This is a genomic window from Pseudomonas sp. TWP3-2, assembly GCF_049897765.1.
Lineage (GTDB): Bacteria > Pseudomonadota > Gammaproteobacteria > Pseudomonadales > Pseudomonadaceae > Aquipseudomonas.
Genome location: NZ_JAFCWW010000006.1, coordinates 176,841 through 195,660, shown reverse-complemented (window position 1 = coordinate 195,660; position 18,820 = coordinate 176,841). Strand labels below are relative to the sequence as shown.

18 protein-coding genes are annotated in these 18,820 nt (G+C 58.8%); 13 read left to right on the top strand and 5 right to left on the bottom strand.

The genetic code is table 11. The features are described from left to right. The first annotated feature begins 110 nt into the window (after nucleotides 1-110). Genes ACP7EE_RS11860 through ACP7EE_RS11815 form a run of 10 tightly spaced genes read left to right on the top strand, consistent with a single transcriptional unit; the run spans nucleotide 111 to nucleotide 12,009 of the window. Entirely contained in the window at nucleotides 111-1,502 is a 1,392-nt protein-coding gene (locus ACP7EE_RS11860; RefSeq protein ID WP_426234647.1) for an undecaprenyl-phosphate glucose phosphotransferase, read from the top strand. Between the two features lie 30 nt (nucleotides 1,503-1,532). After that, nucleotides 1,533-2,885 carry a UDP-glucose dehydrogenase family protein gene (locus ACP7EE_RS11855; RefSeq protein ID WP_426234646.1) on the top strand — a complete coding sequence of 451 codons (1,353 nt, stop codon included), beginning with the start codon at nucleotides 1,533-1,535 and terminating at the stop codon, nucleotides 2,883-2,885. Continuing rightward, nucleotides 2,882-3,589 carry a WecB/TagA/CpsF family glycosyltransferase gene (locus ACP7EE_RS11850; protein WP_426234645.1) on the top strand — a complete coding sequence of 236 codons (708 nt, stop codon included), beginning with the start codon at nucleotides 2,882-2,884 and terminating at the stop codon, nucleotides 3,587-3,589. Before ACP7EE_RS11855 ends, ACP7EE_RS11850 begins: the two co-directional genes overlap by 4 nt. A 15-nt stretch (nucleotides 3,590-3,604) precedes the next feature. After that, nucleotides 3,605-4,678 (top strand): glycosyltransferase, encoded by a 1,074-nt coding sequence (locus ACP7EE_RS11845; protein ID WP_426234644.1) that lies wholly within the window; start codon nucleotides 3,605-3,607, stop codon nucleotides 4,676-4,678. Then, the gene (locus ACP7EE_RS11840; RefSeq protein ID WP_426234643.1) at nucleotides 4,675-5,787 is read left to right on the top strand and encodes a glycosyltransferase; all 1,113 of its coding nucleotides are present in this window, start codon (nucleotides 4,675-4,677) and stop codon (nucleotides 5,785-5,787) included. The genes ACP7EE_RS11845 and ACP7EE_RS11840 overlap by 4 nt, the downstream gene beginning before the upstream one ends. Further along, entirely contained in the window at nucleotides 5,784-7,079 is a 1,296-nt protein-coding gene (locus ACP7EE_RS11835; protein WP_426234642.1) for an O-antigen ligase family protein, read from the top strand. The genes ACP7EE_RS11840 and ACP7EE_RS11835 overlap by 4 nt, the downstream gene beginning before the upstream one ends. Then, a complete protein-coding gene (locus tag ACP7EE_RS11830; RefSeq protein WP_426234641.1) occupies nucleotides 7,073-7,996 on the top strand; it encodes a glycosyltransferase family 2 protein in 924 nt (307 codons plus the stop codon). The genes ACP7EE_RS11835 and ACP7EE_RS11830 overlap by 7 nt, the downstream gene beginning before the upstream one ends. A 15-nt stretch (nucleotides 7,997-8,011) precedes the next feature. Beyond that, a complete protein-coding gene (locus tag ACP7EE_RS11825; protein WP_426234640.1) occupies nucleotides 8,012-9,430 on the top strand; it encodes an oligosaccharide flippase family protein in 1,419 nt (472 codons plus the stop codon). A 29-nt stretch (nucleotides 9,431-9,459) separates the two neighbouring features. Next, complete coding sequence (gene galE, locus ACP7EE_RS11820) at nucleotides 9,460-10,515, top strand: UDP-glucose 4-epimerase GalE (protein ID WP_426234639.1); 1,056 nt, start codon at nucleotides 9,460-9,462, stop codon at nucleotides 10,513-10,515. Nucleotides 10,516-10,545: 30 nt separating this feature from the next. Further along, nucleotides 10,546-12,009, top strand: a complete 1,464-nt coding sequence (locus ACP7EE_RS11815) for a LamG domain-containing protein; glycoside hydrolase family 16 protein (protein WP_426234638.1) — start codon at nucleotides 10,546-10,548, stop codon at nucleotides 12,007-12,009. On the opposite strand, the gene ACP7EE_RS11810 is transcribed toward ACP7EE_RS11815, so the two are convergent. Further along, a complete protein-coding gene (locus tag ACP7EE_RS11810; protein WP_426234637.1) occupies nucleotides 11,984-12,688 on the bottom strand; it encodes a DUF72 domain-containing protein in 705 nt (234 codons plus the stop codon). The genes ACP7EE_RS11815 and ACP7EE_RS11810 overlap by 26 nt on opposite strands. Beyond that, a complete protein-coding gene (locus ACP7EE_RS11805) occupies nucleotides 12,688-13,119 on the bottom strand; it encodes a DNA methylase (protein ID WP_426234636.1) in 432 nt (143 codons plus the stop codon). Before ACP7EE_RS11805 ends, ACP7EE_RS11810 begins: the two co-directional genes overlap by 1 nt. Nucleotides 13,120-13,576: 457 nt before the next feature. Here ACP7EE_RS11805 and ACP7EE_RS11800 point away from each other — a divergent pair, with 457 nt between their 5' ends. Then, nucleotides 13,577-13,960, top strand: a complete 384-nt coding sequence (locus ACP7EE_RS11800; RefSeq protein ID WP_426234635.1) for a DUF6124 family protein — start codon at nucleotides 13,577-13,579, stop codon at nucleotides 13,958-13,960. 209 nt (nucleotides 13,961-14,169) lie between these two features. Here ACP7EE_RS11800 and ACP7EE_RS11795 read toward each other — a convergent pair whose 3' ends face one another. From ACP7EE_RS11795 to ACP7EE_RS11785, 3 genes are all read right to left on the bottom strand, one after another. Then, the gene (locus ACP7EE_RS11795; RefSeq protein ID WP_426234634.1) at nucleotides 14,170-14,562 is read right to left on the bottom strand and encodes a hypothetical protein; all 393 of its coding nucleotides are present in this window, start codon (nucleotides 14,560-14,562) and stop codon (nucleotides 14,170-14,172) included. 128 nt (nucleotides 14,563-14,690) lie between these two features. Further along, a complete protein-coding gene (locus ACP7EE_RS11790; RefSeq protein ID WP_426234633.1) occupies nucleotides 14,691-14,879 on the bottom strand; it encodes a hypothetical protein in 189 nt (62 codons plus the stop codon). A 150-nt stretch (nucleotides 14,880-15,029) separates the two neighbouring features. Next, on the bottom strand, nucleotides 15,030-15,359 hold the full coding sequence (locus tag ACP7EE_RS11785) for a hypothetical protein (protein WP_426234632.1): 330 nt from the start codon (nucleotides 15,357-15,359) through the stop codon (nucleotides 15,030-15,032). 204 nt (nucleotides 15,360-15,563) lie between these two features. On the opposite strand from ACP7EE_RS11785, the gene ACP7EE_RS11780 reads away from it, so the two are divergent. Both ACP7EE_RS11780 and ACP7EE_RS11775 read left to right on the top strand, forming a co-directional pair. After that, entirely contained in the window at nucleotides 15,564-16,259 is a 696-nt protein-coding gene (locus ACP7EE_RS11780; protein WP_426234631.1) for a transposase, read from the top strand. A gap of 629 nt (nucleotides 16,260-16,888) precedes the next feature. Continuing rightward, nucleotides 16,889-18,565 carry an MFS transporter gene (locus ACP7EE_RS11775; protein ID WP_426234630.1) on the top strand — a complete coding sequence of 559 codons (1,677 nt, stop codon included), beginning with the start codon at nucleotides 16,889-16,891 and terminating at the stop codon, nucleotides 18,563-18,565. Nucleotides 18,566-18,820: the final 255 nt, after the last annotated feature.

Genomic DNA, 18,820 nt, shown 5'->3' with positions numbered 1-18,820 from the left:
CCCGCTTGAGTGCGCAGCGCTCACAGGATTTTGGGGCAGCTACGCAGCCCAGCGGGAGCAAGCTCCCTCGCCACATGCTCCCGGTCATTCCTCTTTTGTGAGATCAAGTCATGACGCCGCAATACACCGCGCAAATGGCCCACCGTCGAGGCCTGACTTTCTGGGGCCAGTGGCTGGCCGCAATGACCCTGGTCAATCTGTTGCTGATCGTGCTCGTGCATTGGCGGATCGGCTATTTGCCCAGCGAATACCGAATGCTGATGATCCTGACCATCCTCGGCTCAGTGCCGACCTACAGCCTGATGCAGGTCTATCACAAGCGTCACGGCTTGCTGATCGGACTCGGCCGCTTGCTGGCCGGTTGGCTGATTCTGCTGGCGGTACTCAGCGCCATCGCCTTCGTCACGCAGACCAGTGCGCTGTTTTCGCGGCAAGTAATGATCGTCTGGGCGCTGGCCGGGTTCCTCGTCCAGGCCTGCAGTTTCCTGCCGCTGCATTTCATCGCGCGCCTGTACTCGAAAATGATCAGCAACGAGCGTCGCGCAGTGATCATCGGCACCTGCCCGACCGCCCATGAACTGGCGAAAAAACTCATCAATCCGGATCGCACCCTGCTGCTCGGATTCGTTGCCGCCACCCATCCGGTGCGCCCGGCGCCGAGCATTCTGCCGCTGCTCGGGCATGTCGATGACATTCGCGAAATCATCGGCCGCCTCGAAGCGCGGCGCGTGTACATCGTGCTGCCGATGGCCGACGCCGCGACCATCGAAGCGCTGTACATCGACCTGCTCGACATGAACGTCGACGTGGTATGGATTCCGGATTTCGGCAGCATGGTCTTGCTCAACCATTCGATCTCGGAGATCGAACGGATGCCGGCGATCTACCTCAACGAAAGCCTGATCACCTCGCACCCCGGCAGCCTGTTCTGCAAGGACTTGTTCGAGCGCAGCCTGGCAGCAGTCGCGTTGATTCTGCTCAGCCCGCTGCTGCTCGGCGTGGCGCTTGCGGTCAAGCTCACGTCGCCGGGTCCGGTGCTGTTCAAGCAGAACCGCCACGGCTGCGACGGGCAGGTAATCAAGGTCTGGAAGTTTCGTTCGATGCGCGTGCACGACGATCAGCAAGTGCGTCAGGCCACCCGCGAAGACGACCGCATTACCCCACTCGGGCGCTTCTTGCGGCGCAGTTCGATCGATGAACTGCCGCAACTGTTCAACGTGCTGTTCGGCCACATGGCGCTGGTGGGTCCGCGCCCGCACGCGGTTACCCACAACATCTACTACACCGGCAAAGTCCGCGCCTACATGGCTCGCCATCGGCTGAAACCGGGGATCACCGGGCTGGCGCAGATCACCGGCCACCGTGGCGAAACCGAAACTCTGGAAAAGATGCAGCTGCGGGTCGCCCAAGACCTCAACTACATCAACCAATGGTCGCTGTGGCTCGACATAAAAATCCTCTGCAAGACGCCCTTCACCCTGTTTTCCAAAGACATCTACTGACCCCGCTTCACCCCCATCCGAGGTTTACCCATGAATGTGAGTGTATTCGGCATAGGCTATGTGGGCCTGGTGCAGGGCGCTGCGTTGGCGCAAGTTGGCCACGACGTGCTGTGCGTGGACGTAGACGCCGCCAAGGTACAGGCGCTGGAAGACGGCACGCTGCCGATCTACGAGCCGGGCCTCAAGGCGCTGGTGCGCGAGAACCATCAGAGCGGTCGGCTGCGCTTTGGCACCGATCTGGCCGCAGCGGTGCGCCATGGTGATGTGCAGTTGATCGCTGTTGGCACGCCGCCGGACGAGGACGGTTCGGCCGATCTCAAACACGTGCTCAGCGTGGCGCAAACCATCGGCGAGCATTTGCAGCGGCACGCGACCATCGTCGACAAGTCCACGGTGCCGGTGGGCACGGCGGACCTTGTGCGCGAGTGCATTGCCCAGGCACTCGCCGACACTCAGCGCAGCGACCTGACTTTCGACGTCGTGTCCAATCCCGAGTTTCTCAAGGAAGGCTGCGCGGTCGAGGATTGCCTGCGCCCGGACCGGATCATCATCGGCACCGACAGCCCGCGCGCCGAAGAAGTCATGCGCGAGTTGTACGAGCCGTTCAACCGCAACCGCGACAAAGTCATTGTCATGGACGTGCGCAGCGCCGAGCTGACCAAGTACGCAGCCAACTGCATGCTGGCGACCAAGATCAGCTTCATGAACGAGATGGCCAACCTCGCGGAAAAACTCGGCGCAGACATCGAAAAAGTGCGCCACGGCATCGGCTCCGATCCGCGCATCGGTTACCAGTTCATTTACCCGGGCATCGGCTATGGCGGCTCGTGTTTTCCCAAGGATGTGCAAGCGCTGATCCACACGGCTGAGGCGGTGGACTTCGACGCGCGGCTGCTCAAAGCGGTGGAGTCGCGCAACCACGAACAGAAAACCACGCTGTTCCGCAAAATCTCCGAGCACTTCAACGGCGCGCTGCAAGGCAAGACCTTTGCCTTGTGGGGCCTGAGCTTCAAGCCGAATACCGATGACATTCGTCAAGCCCCAAGCCGGGTGCTGATGGAAGCGCTGTGGCGCGCCGGCGCCAACGTGCAGGCCTACGACCCGAAAGCCATGGAAGAGACCCAACGGCACTACGGCGCCCGCGATGATCTGACCTTGGCCGGCACCAAGGAAGCGGCACTGAAAAACGCCGATGCGCTGATCATCGTTACCGAGTGGGCCTTATTCCGCGCGCCGGACTTCGACCTGCTCAAACGCCAGCTCAAGCAGCCGCTGATTTTCGACGGACGCAATCTGTTCGAACCGCAGCGCCTGAGCAGCCGCGGCTTCACCTACATTTCTGTCGGCCGCCCGACACCCGTCGCCGCGAGTGACGCGTCATGATCCGCCTCGAAGTGGTCGGCCACTATTCACCGAGCCTGCTGAGCTGCAACCGGGCGTTTTCCTTTATCAACTTCGCCTCGGTCGGCACCTTCATGCGCCAGCCACCCGCCGCCCTCGCCTACTTTTGCGACGGCATGCTGATGTCCGGCTTCATGACCAAAGTCAGCGGGCAACCGGTGCAGCGCGTCAGTTTCGACTTCACCTCGATTGCCGATCCGGTGCTCCGCGACGCCGAACGACAGCAGTTGCGGGTGTACATCATCGGCGCCCGACAAGCCGAACTTGATGTGTTCATCGGCAAGCTGCGCGGGCGTTATCCGCAACTGATCATTGCCGGCACACACAACGGTTATTTCGACCAGGCACAAGCAGCGCGGATTCAGGCTGACATCCGCGACAGCCAGGCCAATTTGCTGCTGGTAGGACTTGGCGCAGGTTTGCAGGAACGCTTCGTCAGCGATGCGCTGAACGCCGGTTTCGACGGCGTGGCCTTCACCTGCGGCGGCTTCATCCGGCAGGAGGCCAGCGCCAGCGAGCACTACTACCCCGAGGCCATCGATCGCCTGCATCTGCGTGCGTTCTACCGCATGTACCGCGAGCCGCACACCATCAAGCGTTACCTGCTCGACTACCCGCGCAACTTCCTGCAACTGGCCGAAATGATTGTTCGGCACAAGGTCGCCATCGACATCACAGCGCCGTGAGCGCCGGGGATTCCCATGCACATCCTGTTCACTCTGAAAGACTTCAAGCCCGGCGGCGGTGTCGAGTGCGTGCAGCAGCGGCTGGCCCGTCAGTTCCTGCTGGACGGCCAGCACGTGAGCTTCTTCGTGATGAACGGCGAACAACCGGAACTAGACAACGTGCCGACCATAACGGGCGGCGGCAATGGCTTCGGCGGCCTGCTCAGATCGGTGCGGTTACTGCGCCGGACGATCCTGCACGAAGGCGTGACCCACGTGATCAGCGCCAAGGAACAGGCCAATTTGTGTAGCTGGATCGCCACCCTCGGCACGCCGTGTCAGGTGATCTACACGCGCCACGCCGCACTCGATTGCGCCGAACAGAAAACCGGTGTCGCCAGCCTGCGCCTGCTGTACGCCTTGTACCTGTGCGGCAGCGGCAAAGTCGTGGCGGTGTCGCTGGGTTTGCGCCAGGCACTGGCCGGTTTGATGCCGTGGGGCCGGCCGCGCGTTCGCTACTGCCCGAACGCGGTGGTCAGCGAGCATTTGCTCAGTGCTGGACAAGCAGCGTTGCCGGCTGATCTGCCGGCGCGATTCTGGCTCGGTATCGGTCGTCTGGTGGAAACCAAGGGCTTTCACTTATTGCTGGAGGCCTACGCGCTGGCGGCGAAAAAGGCCGACGTGCCGTATCTGGTGCTCGCCGGGGATGGCCCGCAACGCTCGACGCTCGAAGCCCAGGCGATTGCGCTGGGCATAGAGCGCCGCGTGCATTTCACCGGGCACCTGCGCAATCCCTACCCGTTGATCCGCCACGCGCAACTGCTGGTGCTCAGTTCATTTCATGAAGGCTTACCCACCGTGCTGATCGAAGCGCTGGCCCTCGGCACCCCGGTGATCTCCACCGATTGCGGCAGCGGCCCGCGTGAACTGCTCGACCACGGTCGACTCGGGCAACTGGTACCGGTCAATGATGTGCCGGCGCTGGCCAAAGCCATGCTGCGCAGCCTGAACACCGACAGCGTCAACGCCGCGCTGGCGACCGCCGAAGCGGTGCTGCCCTACACCAGTCAGCACGCGGCGCAGGCCTACTATCAGGTGTGGGATCAATGAAAAAACTGCTGATCATCCTTCAAGATCTCAGCGCGGGCGGCGCCGAGAAAATGATGGCGCGCCTTGCGGGAGCCTTGGTCGAGGCTGGCAACGACGTGACTTTGCTGATGCTCACCGGTGGCGGGATCAATGTCGCGGCGCTTGATCCACGGGTCAAACAGGTCGAGCTGCAAAGTCCGCGCAGCGCTGCCGCAGTACCGGCGCTGACCCGTTTTCTGCGCAACAATCGCTTTGACGCGCAACTGGCCGCCCTCACCCACGTCAACGTGATCGCCATCGCCGCCGCCACAATGTCGGGCACTTTGGCGCGGCTGCACGTCAGCGAACGCAACGCGTTTTCTCGCGACAAACACGTCAACCCGGCCCTGCCGGTGCGCCTCGCGTATTGGTTGGCGCCGCTGCTCTATCGGCTGATTCCGAACCCGGTGATCTGCGTGTCACGTGGGGTCGCCGAGGACCTGGTCGATACCACACTGGCCCGCGCGCGGGACGTGACCATCGCCGACAACCCGGTGCTCGACAATGACTTTCGCGACAAGCCACCAAGGCTCCCAACCCACCCATGGCTGCTGGAGAAAACCACACCGGTTATCGTCGCGGTCGGAAGGCTGGCGCGGCAGAAAGGTTTTGATGTCTTGCTCGAAGCCTTCGCCCAACTGCCGGATCGCTGTGCGCGGCTGATCATTTTCGGCGAAGGCACGCTCAGGGCTGAATTGCTCGAACAAGCTGCCAGCCTGGGCATCGCTCAACGCATCGACCTGCCGGGCTACGCCGCCGATCCTTTGGCACAGATCAGCGCGGCGGATTGCTTTGTGCTGTCGTCGCGCTTTGAAGGCAGCCCGAATGCGCTGGTCGAAGCACTCTCGACCGGCACGCCCGTCATCTCGACCCGCTGCCCTTACGGCCCGCAGGAAATCCTCGCCGACGGCGCGGTGGCGCCGCTGGTCGAAGTGGAAAATCCCGCAGCGCTGGCGCAAGCCATTGCCCTGGAACTGGCCTTGCCCAGAGATCTGCACCGCCAGCGGCGTCTCGACGCTGCGGCGCGTTTTGTCAGTGGCCGCGCGGTGCACACCTATCTGGCGGCGTTGCTCGGGAGTCCAGCACCATGAACCGCCTGCAAATTCGCTACAGCAGCCTGCGCGACGCCTTCACCCTGTTCGGCGTGCTGTTTTACTTGCAGGTGATCGGCTTCTTTCTCGGGCTGGGCAATGCGGCCAGTCTGGATGACGCGCAAAAAGACCTCGAAGGCAACGTCGTCAATCAGGTCTGCGGCTTGATTACATTGCTGGTGCCGCTGTTCTTCTTCATCCGCAACAAGGTGTTCCTGAGCAAAAGCTTCTACCGGCAAAACACCTTTCTACTGGTTTTTCTGCTGTGTATTGCAGCTTCTATAAGCTGGTCCGGCGATCCGATGCTCAGCCTCAAACGCTTTGTCGCGCTGCTCAGCGTGGTGTTCTTCGCCGGGTTCATTGCTTACCACTACAGCCTGGAAAAAATCGCCTTCGTGCTCGGCTGCGTGATCGGCGCCGCTGCGCTGGTGGGGTTGATCTTCGCCGTGATCCGACCCGACATCGCGTTTATTTCCGGCGGCATCCGCGACGGCGCGTTCAAGGGCATTTTTGCCGAGAAGAACGCGGGCGCGCGGCTCAATGCAATCGGCATCCTGTTGCTGCTGCCAATGATCCGCCAGCGCAACCCGTTAGCCATCCTTTACGGGATGTTTTCGCTGATCGCCATCGGTCTCGCGCAGTCCGCCACCGGCATCGCGCTGATCGTCACAGGCACCGCCAGCTACTGGTATTTCCTCACGCTGATCCGCTTGCGCATCAACCGTTCGCTGTCGGCGTTTTTTGTCGCCACCGTGGTGTACTTGCTGATCTGCCTGTTTCTCTACGGCAACTACACGCTGCTGCTGGAATGGCTCGGGCGTGACCCGTCACTCACCGACCGCACGCTGATCTGGGAGCTGCTGGGGCCGCTGATCGACGAGCGGTTCCTCAAGGGCTACGGCTTCGGCGCGTTCTGGACCAGCCCCGACGCTGACGGCTTCATCACCCGCTGGGGCTACATCGGCAACGCACACAGCGGCTACGTCGAAACCCTGCTCAATGGCGGATTGATCCAGTTGATCGCGCTGATTCTGTTGTTCGCCGAAGCGCTGACCAAGCAATACCGCGCGATCACCGCCGATCAATCGGCGCGCTATCACGCCTGTGCGCTGGTGATCATCGGCCTGTTCGTGGTGACCAATTACGTGGCCTACGTGATCCCCAACTATCGCTCGGGCGAGTTCCTGGTGTTCTGCGTTCTGGCCCTGTCGTTCCGTCACCACGCCATCAAACGCCTTGCGCCACTGCCGCGTCGGCGCGCCGTCATGGCCAAGGAGTACAAAACATGTTGAATGACAAGCCAACAGTCTGCGTGGTGATTCCGCTGTACAACGGCGCCGAGAGTATTGGCCAGACGCTCGATTCGCTGACCGAACAAACCCGGCGTCCGGACAAGGTGATCGTGATCGACGACGGCTCCACCGACCAAGGCCCGCAAATTGTTCGGGACTTTGTGGCGCCGTTCCCGGTGCTGCTCCTGCAACAGGCCAACCAAGGCCCAGCCAGCGCGCGCAATCAAGGGATTTTCAACGCCAGCGAAACCTTCATTGCGTTCCTCGATGCCGATGATCAATGGCACCCGCAGAAGCTCGAAAAACAACTGGCGTTGTACGAACAGCTGACTGCGGACGGCCATGATGTCGGGCTGATCGATTGCTATCAGATGAGCGAGTTCAGCGACGGCCGCCGGCAGCTCGAAGACCGGCGCAAAAGCGGCCAGCACTTTGCCGATTTCATGCGCGAGAACGTGATCAACGGCACCTCCGGCGTGCTGGTGCGGCGCGAAGTGCTGGTGGCGTTGAACGGCTTTGATCAGACCCTGCGCTTTGCCGAAGACCGCTTGCTGTGGACACGCATTGCCGAGCGCTGGGAAATCCACACGGTGCCGGAAATACTGCATCGGCGCGGGGTCAACGCCGGCAACATCACCGCGCAACCGATCAAGTACTACCCGCACAAAATGCGTTTCATCGAGCTGTTTCTGACCCGCTACGGCGCCACGCTGAGCAAGCAGCAACGTATTCATTTCGTGCTGGCCAACCATGCCGAATTTCTCGCGGCATTCTCCCGGCGCGGCGAGCATGCGCAGGTGATCAAGGTCTTTCGCAACATGCTCGGGCACTCGTGGCAGACGCTGTTTTTCTCTCGCGGCAAACCGACCCTGCGCTACGTCTACGCCGTGGCGAAGACCCTGCGCAAGACCTCCTGAAGCGCGGGTGCTGCCATGGCCAACCATCGCCTGACGACATTGATCTGGATCTTCACCGAGAAATTCGGCCTGATTTTCCTGTCGATGATCACCTTCGTTGTCTACGCGCGATTGCTCACGCCGACCGAGTTGGGGATCGGCACGGTGATCATCGCCATCGTCGAAGTGGTCGGCATTCTGTATTCGTCAGTGCTGGAAGATCCGCTGGTCAGGCTTGAGCGTCTGGAGGAGAAGCACATCAGCAGCGCGTTCTGGTTTTCGGTGCTGATCAGCCTTGTTTCGATCGTGGTGATTTCGCTCGGCGCATTCCTGTATACCTCGTCGCCAGTGCTGCAATGGATGACGGCCATCGCCTCGGTGAAAATCCTCTTCACCATGATGGCGCGGGTCTATGTCGCGCAAATGCGCCGCACCGGCAATTTCAAGTTGCTGGCCTCGCGTACCCTGTTGGGCAAGGTCGCCGGCGGCAGCGCCGGGATCGTCGTCGCGCTGCTGGGCTTTGGCGCGTGGGCGGTGATTGCCCAGGCGCTGATCATGGATCTGCTGGCGCTGGTGGTGCTGATGCGCGGTGATCGGCGGCGCATTCCATTCGTCATCGATGGTGCGGTGTTGCGCGATTTGCTGCGCAGCGGCACGCCGGTGGCGATCAATGTGATGAGTTCGCAAACCCTGCAACGCGGGGTCAACATCGTGCTCGGCATGACCGCCGGCGCGCATGCGGTGGGCATGTTCAACCTGGCGATGCGCATCATCGATCTGCCGCGCTCGGCGATTTATAACGGCTTGATGAGTTACGCGCTGCCCGCATTTGCCCGGCGCAGCGCTGAACCGTCGCGGCTGATCGGCCTGATCGGCGACTCGACGGCCATCAGCGGATTTCTACTGACGCCGTTGTTCGTCGGCATCGCCCTGACTGCCGAAGACATCATTCTGTTGATCTTCGGCGACAAATGGGCCGACGCGATTGTGCTGCTGCAAGTGCTGGCCGTCACCGCCGCGCTGGGCAATCTGGCGCTGTACGCGACCACGGCGCTGGTGGCGGTCAACCGCACGTATTTGACGCTCAAGGCTGAAGTCGCCACCACCGTACTTGCGCTGGCACTCGTCTATGCGCTGGGGCCGGTTTACGGCGGCATGGCCGCAGCCGTCGCGCTGCTGCTGCGCATGCTGGCGATCACGCCGTTGCAGATTCGTGGCCTCAACACCGCCATCGGTTACCGCTGGCGCAGCTTCTTCGACTCGGCTTACCGCAGCGTCCTCGCGACGCTGGTGATGGCCGCTGTAGTCGTCTGGGTCTCGCATCAATCCGGCCTCTCGGGCTACCTGCATCTGGGCGCCAACATCCTCGCCGGCGCGCTGACCTACACCCTCGCCTACAGCGTGCTGCATCCGCGCTGGCCGCATGAATTCAAATCGGTGTTCACCACCCGGTGAGCAGCGCTGTCTCTCTGGAGCATTTCGTCATGCGCAAAACCACGCTGATCACGGGCGGTGCCGGCTACATCGGCTCGCACACGGTAGTAAGACTGGTGGAGGCCGGCCATCGCGTGCTGGTGCTGGATAACCTGAGCAACAGCTGCGTCGAATCCATCGCGCGGCTGGAACAACTGACCCGCTCGCAGATCGAGTTCATCGAAGGCGACATCCGCGATCCACTGCTGCTCGACGAGATTTTCAGCGCCTACGCCATCGACGCCGTGGTGCATTTCGCCGGCCTCAAAGCGGTGGCGCAAAGCGTGCGCAAACCGATGGATTACTACGCGAACAACGTGGTCGGCACGCTGTTCCTGTGCCAGGCGATGGCTCGCGCGCATGTGTTCAATCTGGTGTTCAGCTCCTCGGCGACGGTGTACGGCGAGCCGGCGCGCACGCCGATTGACGAAGCGTTGGGCACTGGCAAACCGGCCAATCCCTACGGCCGCTCCAAGCTGATGACCGAAGAACTGCTCACCGATCTGGCGCGCTCCGACTCGCGCTGGAACATCGCTCTGTTGCGCTACTTCAACCCGATCGGCGCACACGAAAGCGGCCTGATCGGCGAAGCCCCTAACGGTGTGCCAAATAATCTGCTGCCATGCCTGACCCAAGTCGCCATCGGCCGATCCGGCGAACTGACCGTGTACGGCAACGATTACCCGACCGTCGACGGCACCTGCGTGCGCGATTACATCCATGTCAGCGATCTGGCCGAAGGGCATCTCAAGGCGCTTGAGCGACTGCACGGCGACCACGGCATTCACATCTGGAACCTCGGCACCGGCATCGGCTACAGCGTGCTGCAAATCATCCGGGGTTTCGAAGACGTCACCGGGATCAGCATTCCCTACCGCTTCGCCGCACGCCGCGAAGGTGACGTGGCGCAATGCTGGGCCGATGCGAGCAAGGCCGGGCGTGAACTGGGCTGGTCGGCGCAACGCAATCTCGGGCAGATGCTCACCGACAGTTGGCGCTGGCAGTCGAACAATCCCCACGGCTATCACGCGCCCATTGCGCCGTTGCTGGCAGTCGCGGGCAAGTAATAGCCGGTTCACTCAAGGAAGGAGTTTCGTATGTTCAGGCAATGCGTGATTTGGCTGTGGTTGTTGTCGACGAATGCGCTGGCGGCGCCGATGGTCACCGAAGGTTTGGTGCTGTGGCTGGACGGCGCCGATCCGACGCACATGAGTATCGATGGGCAGAACGGCGTGTTGAGCTGGCGCGATAAATCCCCGCGCGCGGTCAATGTCAGTCTGGATAATCCGGCGGCGAGCGCGTTGCCGACACTGGTCAACGACGCCATCAACGGTCGTTCGGTGGTGCGCTTCAGCGGCGTGTCGGCGTTTATCGGGCCGTCGATTCGTAGTGGGACCGGGCCGGTCAGCGTGTTCGTAGTGTCGCGACGCTTGCCGGAACAGGCTGGCGGCAAAGCCTGGCAACGCTTGTTCAGCTCGCGTCCGCAACTGGCCGACAACGACAACGTCGCGCCGAACTTCGGCCTCAGCGTGCAGCAGACCACGGCCTATGAACCGGCCATCGCGTTTGTCGAAGCCACCGACGTGCCGATCGGCCCGTTCGCGGTGGCGCGCAACGTGGTCGGCACTTCGGAGATTTTGCGTGGCGACATCGCCGAAGTGCTGGTCTACGACCGGCCGCTGGTGTCGCAAGCCGAGCGCGAACGGGTGTTCGCCTACCTCGCTGAAAAGTGGGAAGTGGCGATCCCGCAGCAGTCCAGCGCGTGGACTCGAAGCGGGCCGCTGGGTCCGACTCCAACTCAGACTAATCCCAACTTCCCACTGTCCGATCAAGCCAATGCCGGGCAATGGCTGCTCGACACGCGCCTGTCCGACGACTTCAACGGCACGGCGCTCGACCGCAACCGCTGGCACGTCAACGACGCCACCGGCACCGATTCACTGGGGCGCAAACCGGCGCTGTTCTTGCCGGAGAACGCCAAGGTCGGCAGCGGCAATCTGAACATCTACTTCCGCAAACAGCAGTTGCCGGAAAAGTACGTGCGCCTTGGGTACAAGGATTACAGCTCGGCGATGGTGCGCACCATTGAGCGCGGCTTTTACGGCTATTACGAAGCCCGCGCCAAACCGATGAACTCCGCCGGTTCCAGTGCATTCTGGCTGGCCTGGACCGGGCTGACGGACAACGCCACAGAAATCGATATCTTCGAAATCGGCGGCAAGACCCGCGATGGCAAGTTTGATCGGCTGTACAACATGAACGCCCACGTCTGGGCCAGACCCGGCAACAATCAACACCTGAGCGAAGGCAGCAGCTGGACCGCGCCGTGGCGTTTCGCGAGCACCTTTCATGTGTACGGGTTTGACTGGCAACCGGACACGCTGCGCTGGTACGTCGACGGCGTGCTGGTGCGTGAGGCGAAGAACACGCACTGGAATTTTCCGATGCAGATCGTGTTCGACAGTGAGGCAATGTGGCAGTGGTTTGGGGTGGTTGACGATGCAGATCTGCCTTCGACGTTTCGCGTGGATTACATCAAGGTCTGGACTCGCAGCAAGTAACCAGTGACAGCGCGTTGCCGAGGGCGGCGCCGCTGGCGGTGTTGTCGAAGATGCACCAGGTGTTGGTGGTTTGCAGTTGGTTGGCGAGTTGTTGCAAGTACGTTGGGTCGTATGCGCTGTGGTAGATGCGGGGTGAGCCGTGCAGGCGCCAATAGCGCACGCCCGACCAGCCTTGTGGAGTTGTGTCAGTGCTGATGCGCGAGGGATCGACTGCGGCTTGGGCGATGCGATGTTCTATCAGCAGATCGTTAGCGGTTGTCCAGGATTCGTGGCGTGGTTCGAGCACTACGTCTTTGTTGAAGCGTTCTCGGAGTTTGCTGAAAAAGGCTTCTGCCTCTGGTGCGTCAAAGGCCAGTTTTGGGGGGAGTTGGATCAGCAGGCATCCGAGTTTTTCTTGTAATCCCGAGCATTGCTGCAGGAATTCGTCGAGCGCCTGATCGCAGTGCTGCAGTTGGAGTTCGTGAGTGATCAGCTTTGGCAGCTTGACGCTGAAACGGAAGTTCGCTGGTACGGATTCTGCCCAGCGTTCGTAGGTTCTCCGGCGGTGCGGGCGGTAGAAAGAGCTGTTGATCTCCGCGCAATTGACCCGCGTGGCGTAGCGTTGCAGGTGCGTGCCCTCGGTTGGGAAGTCCGGCCAGTATTCGCGGCTCAGACTCCAGCCTGCGCAACCGATGAACATCAAAACAGCACCCTGCCCGCTTCGCGCATGAAGATTTCCACGGTTTTGGGGCCGATGCCTTCGAAGGCTTGCAGACGCTGTTCAAAATCCCTGCGGTCGGTGCTGGCCTCGACAATGGCGCTGAGTTTGCCTGCGTATTCTTCGTTGATTTTCGCGGCGAGAGCCAGTAAACGCGTGGCGGTAGTTTCGTCGTAGCGCACGTAATGCGCCTCGCCGAGCATGCGCACCAGTTCACGGTGGGTGCAATTGGCGAGTTTGCGTGGAGTGTCGCGCTGGTGTTTATCGACAATCACCCGGTAAGCCTCAGCGGCGATGTCGGCCTGAATGCGCTTGCCCATGAGGAAACTGGCGAGCAGCCATTTGAACAGGGCTGGTTCGTTTTGGGGGGTGATCGCGATGTGCAGGTCTTGGGCGGTGATGGTTTTGGTCATGTGGGGTTTGAGGGAGTGCGGGGGATTGAGTGCGGTGCTGCCGACGAGTGGCATGGGGTTTTGTGGGACTTTTCTTTGATGCTTGCAAGCTGATAAACCGATCAGTGCAGGACAGTTTAGCGAAACGCCGTGTTACGTCCGAATGCCCACAATTCCTTGCGCCGTTACCTACCGCTAGGCCAGAATCCGCCGGCTTGTGCGACCTGGGGTCGGCCGGTAACTTTGATCGGGTCACTGATTCGCAGTGATCGGGTTTAGTAGCCCGTTGGTATTTGAACAGTGCACAGGCGTCTGTCATTCAGGTAATCACATACCTGTATCTGATGGTGGCTGTGTGCAGGGTGCCCTCGGGCACGCCGGCTTTGTTCTTTTCCCCGGTCTACTAACCTGCGCACAGCTGCCTCCACCCCTGTTTAGTAGCTCGGGTCTGGCGGCTTCACCACGGAAAAGAATGCATATGTTCAAAGTCACGCCAAATCCACCGGTTACCGAACCGGCACACATCACAGACCCGACATCGCCCTACGAATGTCCTGACTCAAAAAAATTCAACGAAGCCGCCGAACGCGCCCTCGACTACCACTTGGGCCCACTCGCCGCTCGCATGATGGCCGCGCCCTACTACCCCAACCGCCTCTACATCGCCAACCCCAAGTCCAGCAACGAAGCCTTATTGGTCGACGCCAGCGAAACCCTCGGCTCAGCCAACGTGATGCTCAGCGACTTTGCCGCACTGCTTGAAGGCACACATCGCAGAACGCTGCTAGGTATTGCGCAGATTGTGATGTTAGGTGAGTTGGCGGTGAATCAGGTGCTGGATAATCTAGTCCCGACCGAATAGATCTATACCGTATTACACCAATGTAGGAGCTGCCGCAGGCTGCGATCATTTGATCTTCAAAGTCAAAAGATCGCAGCCTGCGGCAGCTCCTACATGGCCGCACTTACGATATGCGCTACGAGCGGAGTGAAGTTCGTCGATGCAAAACAAAGGTGACAGCCTTTAATCTTGATTAGTAACCGTCCAATGGGTATCTCCCCTTTGATTTGTTATGGAGCGTGCAAATCGAGCGCACCCTCCACCCTCTTCTCACATTGAACACCATTCACCACACCTAACAATGTGCCTTTGTAGTTATTAATAATAGATGTAGGCTTCGTATTTACTACGACCTTAGTATTCGCGACCGAGAATGTTTTGTTGGCTGAGCTGAGTATCGAGCCTGAACCTTTAAAGGCCGCGAATTGCACTACACCGCTAACCTTCCCAACTAGATCGCTGCGTACTGTCACATCCACCTCAACGGCCGATCCTATCGCTATGTCGGAGGTCCTCAGATGTAAAACAACCCCATCACAGGTGGCTAAAGCTGCTTGTGCCAATGCAGGCATACCCGCAGCGACGAAAGACAAAACGATGGCATGCACAACCGGAAGCTTCATAAGTTCATTTCCTTGATAAGCAAGGACATAGAAAAAATCAAACTTCCAGAAAGGACACGGTTAAATAAATCCGTCCATTTTTTCTACTTTTTTCTAGGCAATCGCCCCTCTTTTGGCTTAGATTTTTGTTACGAAAGGGCCATTAAGACCGCCACCCTTGACATTATCTCCCACCTTGAAGTTGGCGCCATTATCTTTGTACCATCACTCAGCGTGATAAATAACTTAATACTCATTAGCGCATCCGGCTCTCCTGAATAGCGATTTAATTGTGTGACTTTCTCAACATTAGTTACAACACCTTTCCATTCATTCATGTTTGCATTCCTCGGGAAAATTAAAATAGACAGACTAAAATTGGATTGATTTTTCAGAAACCAAGGGGGCCAGAAACAAAGAGAGATTAAATAGATCTACCCCCTTTTGGTTGCGATATATCTACCCCCTTTTGGTTATTTTTGTCTGAATCACTTTCTCTTCCAAAAATCATCATTATAACTGCCCGCTTTTAGCGGGAACCAGAGGTCGCCATCTCCATTAGATTCAAAAATAAATTTTGCGACTCTGGAACTCCTATCGATTGAGGCCTCTAAAACCTTCGTTGCTATTTTTTGTTTAACAAGTTGAAGACTCATATCCTCTACCTTCACACCCGAAGAAACATCAGCAACACTAATTGTTTTGATCAAAATAAACACCTCCCAAGAAACAAGATCAAAGGGCAAGATCAAAGGGGACAGATTTATTTCCACCACTGCCCCCTTCACCAAATGAAGTATCGACACAATGAGGCTCATCTGCACCTGATACAAATGACAGTCTTTAATATCTTTTTAGAACAACGAAAATTCCCGAACGCTATATCAGTAAAATTAATCTGACTTATTCAAAATTCAATCCATCCCAGTCCTGCTCGATACATTCCCTGACAAATCCGCCATGCGTCGCACTCATTCCCTTCTAGTCTTCTTAGGGATCTCAACAAGGATGTAGGACAACTAATGCCCAGAACGGGACGCATTGTGCTAGCAAACTACCCGCACCACATCGTGCAGCGTGGCCATAACAAGCAGGTCGTTTTCGCCGAGCCGGAGGATTTCGAGCACTATCTTTCTGACCTGCGCGAACTCAAAGAAGCATTAGGTATAAAAGTTTATGCTTACTGCTTGATGACCAACCATGTCCATTTGCTGATTGCCCCTGGAGACGATACGTCCGCCCTTGGACAGTTCATGAAAACTCTAGCGGGTCGGATGACGCGTTATCGCAACAAGATCGACGGGCGAACTGGCACGTTGTGGGAGAGCCGCTACAAATCCAGTGTTGTGCAGTCCGACACCTATCTGCTGGCGTGCAGCCGATACATCGAGTTAAACCCGGTGCGAGCGAATATGGTGGCGTGTGCGGAGGGCTATCGCTGGTCGAGTTTTGCTCTACGTCTCAACGACTTCTCGGAAAGCACGTGGCTGGACAAGGATCCTTGCTTTCTGGAACTCGGGCCTAATGACGCCGTCCGGCGTGAGCGTTACAAGTCATTTGTCGAGATGGCTACGCCAACGGACGAATTACAACTTATAAGGGGCGCGCTTCAAAGGGGGCAGCTTACGGGCGGTTTGAAATTCGTAGACGAAATTGAGCAGATAACCGGTAGGCGAGTCCTGCTTAGAGAGCGAGGGCGACCAGAGAAAATGTCTTAAGGCACAAAGGGGACGATTAAATAAATCTGTCCCCTTTGATTTTCCTAACCCAGTAATTTTTTCCGCGCAACTCTCTTTCAACAAAGCGAGCAGCGCTTCATCAGCGGCATGAACCGGAATATTTTTAATGATCTTGGAAGGCATATTTTATTACTCACGAACAGACAAAGGGGACGAAGAACAAATGGGGCAACAAAGGCAACAAAGGCAACAAAGGCAACAAAGGCAACAAAGGCAACAAAGGGGACAGATTTATTTTCCACCGCAGAAGTTCAATGCCTTGCGACCTAATAAAATCGCCCCTTCTCGAAAAGCAGTATCAACACAACCACACTCGGCCGCACCTGATAAAAATGACAGTCTTTAATAACAATAAGAAATAACCGTAATTTCCTAAATCCCCTTAAAAGTCGCTACCACGACCGACGCGCACTACACCTGTCAGTCAGGTACATCAACTGGAAATCCGCAAAAACCCAATTAAGCTCAACCTAACCCCGCCCCCAGCGCGAGGCCCTCAGTCTGTCCACGCTTCCCGCAACCCGCGAAGCGCCACACCCCAGGCCACGGGTACAGCAACATTGTTAGGTGCTCCGGCCTAAAACAAAAACGTACGACGGAGAACACCCATGGCGGTTATCGACACAGCATCGACTGGCAGCGCCCCGAATCAGGGGATGACGCGCGAAGAGCGCAAGGTCATCTTCGCTTCGTCCCTCGGCACGGTGTTCGAGTGGTATGACTTCTACCTGTACGGCTCTCTGGCAGCGATCATCGCCAAGCACTTTTTCGCCGGGGTCAACGAGACCACTGCCTTCATCTTCGCCCTGCTCGCCTTCGCCGCAGGCTTTGCCGTGCGGCCGTTTGGCGCAATTGTGTTTGGCCGGTTGGGGGACATGATCGGGCGCAAGCACACGTTTCTGATCACGATTGTGATCATGGGCGTGTCGACGGCTATCGTCGGTTTCCTGCCCGGTTACGCGACCATCGGGGTGGCGGCGCCGATCATTCTGATTACCCTGCGTTTGCTGCAAGGTCTGGCGCTCGGCGGTGAATATGGCGGCGCGGCGACGTATGTGGCTGAGCACGCACCGAAGGGCAAACGCGGGTTTTTCACTTCGTGGATTCAGACCACAGCGACGCTGGGCCTGTTCATGTCGCTGCTGGTGATTCTCGCCTGCCGCACCGTGCTGGGCACTGAGGCGTTCGAAGCCTGGGGCTGGCGGATTCCGTTTCTGCTGTCGCTCCTGCTGCTGGCGGTGTCGGTGTACATCCGTTTGCAACTCAGCGAGTCGCCGGTGTTCCTCAAGATGAAGGCTGAAGGCAAGACGTCGAAGGCGCCGCTGACTGAATCCTTCGCTCGTTGGGACAACCTGAAAATAGTCATCATGGCGCTGCTCGGCGGCACCGCAGGCCAAGCCGTCGTCTGGTACACCGGGCAGTTCTACGCGCTGTTCTTTCTGTTGCAGACGCTGAAGATTGATCCGCAAACCGCCAACCTTCTGATCGCCGGTTCGCTGCTGATCGGCACGCCGTTCTTCGTGATCTTCGGCAGCCTGTCCGACCGCATCGGGCGCAAGGGCATCATCATGGCCGGGTGCATTCTGGCGGCGCTGACTTACTTCCCGATCTTCCATGCGCTGACGCAGTACGGGAATCCCGACGTGTTCATCGCACAGGAGAAGAATCCGGTCAAAGTCATTGCCGATCCTGACGCCTGCTCGTTCCAGTTCGATCCGGTGGGCAAGGCCAAATTCACCAGTTCCTGCGATCTGGCGAAGACCATTCTGGCCAAGCGTGCGATCCCGTATGAGAACGTCAAAGCCGAACCGGGCACGGTGGCGCAAGTGCGCATCGGCGATAAAGTTGTCGAGAGCTTCGAAGGCAGTGTGCTGCCAGCCGCCGATTTCAAAACCCGCAACGACGCCTTTACCGCGGCCCTTACCAGCGGACTGAAAGAGGCCGGTTATCCGGAGAAAGCCGACCCGGCCAAGACCAACTACCCAATGGTGTTGCTGCTGCTGACGATCCTGGTGATCTACGTGACCATGGTTTACGGGCCGATTGCGGCGTGGCTGGTTGAGCTGTTCCCAACGCGTATTCGCTACACCTCGATGTCGCTGCCGTATCACATCGGCAACGGCTGGTTTGGCGGGTTCCTGCCGACGGTGGCGTTTGCCATGGTCGCGGCGACTGGCGATATCTATTACGGCTTGTGGTACCCGATTGTGATTGCGGTGATGACGGCGGTGCTTGGGACGTTCTTCTTGCCGGAGACCAAGGATCGGGAGATTAATCAGGATTGAGGCGGCGAGGCTTGTAAGGGCGTTGGGACATTCACGATGTTGGGTGGATGTTCTGGCGCCATCGCTAGCAGGCTAGCTAGCTCCCACAGTGGGAACTGGGTACATCTGCTAGAGATCGGTCGGCTGTCAGGCCGCCATCGCTGGCAAGCCAGCTCCCACAATAGAAATTTGCGTACACCCCCGCGGCGAAGCCGCCCCACTCAACAGGATGAGCGTTAGCTCGGCTGCGGCTCTTGATCTCGAGCGCCCGTCGGC

Coding starts and splice junctions, on each gene's coding strand:
- ACP7EE_RS11860 (WP_426234647.1), top strand. CDS start 111: ATGACGCCGCAATACACCGCGCAAATGGCCCACCGTCGAGGCCTGACT.
- ACP7EE_RS11855 (WP_426234646.1), top strand. CDS start 1,533: ATGAATGTGAGTGTATTCGGCATAGGCTATGTGGGCCTGGTGCAGGGC.
- ACP7EE_RS11850 (WP_426234645.1), top strand. CDS start 2,882: ATGATCCGCCTCGAAGTGGTCGGCCACTATTCACCGAGCCTGCTGAGC.
- ACP7EE_RS11845 (WP_426234644.1), top strand. CDS start 3,605: ATGCACATCCTGTTCACTCTGAAAGACTTCAAGCCCGGCGGCGGTGTC.
- ACP7EE_RS11840 (WP_426234643.1), top strand. CDS start 4,675: ATGAAAAAACTGCTGATCATCCTTCAAGATCTCAGCGCGGGCGGCGCC.
- ACP7EE_RS11835 (WP_426234642.1), top strand. CDS start 5,784: ATGAACCGCCTGCAAATTCGCTACAGCAGCCTGCGCGACGCCTTCACC.
- ACP7EE_RS11830 (WP_426234641.1), top strand. CDS start 7,073: ATGTTGAATGACAAGCCAACAGTCTGCGTGGTGATTCCGCTGTACAAC.
- ACP7EE_RS11825 (WP_426234640.1), top strand. CDS start 8,012: ATGGCCAACCATCGCCTGACGACATTGATCTGGATCTTCACCGAGAAA.
- galE (WP_426234639.1), top strand. CDS start 9,460: ATGCGCAAAACCACGCTGATCACGGGCGGTGCCGGCTACATCGGCTCG.
- ACP7EE_RS11815 (WP_426234638.1), top strand. CDS start 10,546: ATGTTCAGGCAATGCGTGATTTGGCTGTGGTTGTTGTCGACGAATGCG.
- ACP7EE_RS11810 (WP_426234637.1), bottom strand. CDS start 12,688: ATGTTCATCGGTTGCGCAGGCTGGAGTCTGAGCCGCGAATACTGGCCG.
- ACP7EE_RS11805 (WP_426234636.1), bottom strand. CDS start 13,119: ATGACCAAAACCATCACCGCCCAAGACCTGCACATCGCGATCACCCCC.
- ACP7EE_RS11800 (WP_426234635.1), top strand. CDS start 13,577: ATGTTCAAAGTCACGCCAAATCCACCGGTTACCGAACCGGCACACATC.
- ACP7EE_RS11795 (WP_426234634.1), bottom strand. CDS start 14,562: ATGAAGCTTCCGGTTGTGCATGCCATCGTTTTGTCTTTCGTCGCTGCG.
- ACP7EE_RS11790 (WP_426234633.1), bottom strand. CDS start 14,879: ATGAATGAATGGAAAGGTGTTGTAACTAATGTTGAGAAAGTCACACAA.
- ACP7EE_RS11785 (WP_426234632.1), bottom strand. CDS start 15,359: ATGAGCCTCATTGTGTCGATACTTCATTTGGTGAAGGGGGCAGTGGTG.
- ACP7EE_RS11780 (WP_426234631.1), top strand. CDS start 15,564: ATGCCCAGAACGGGACGCATTGTGCTAGCAAACTACCCGCACCACATC.
- ACP7EE_RS11775 (WP_426234630.1), top strand. CDS start 16,889: ATGGCGGTTATCGACACAGCATCGACTGGCAGCGCCCCGAATCAGGGG.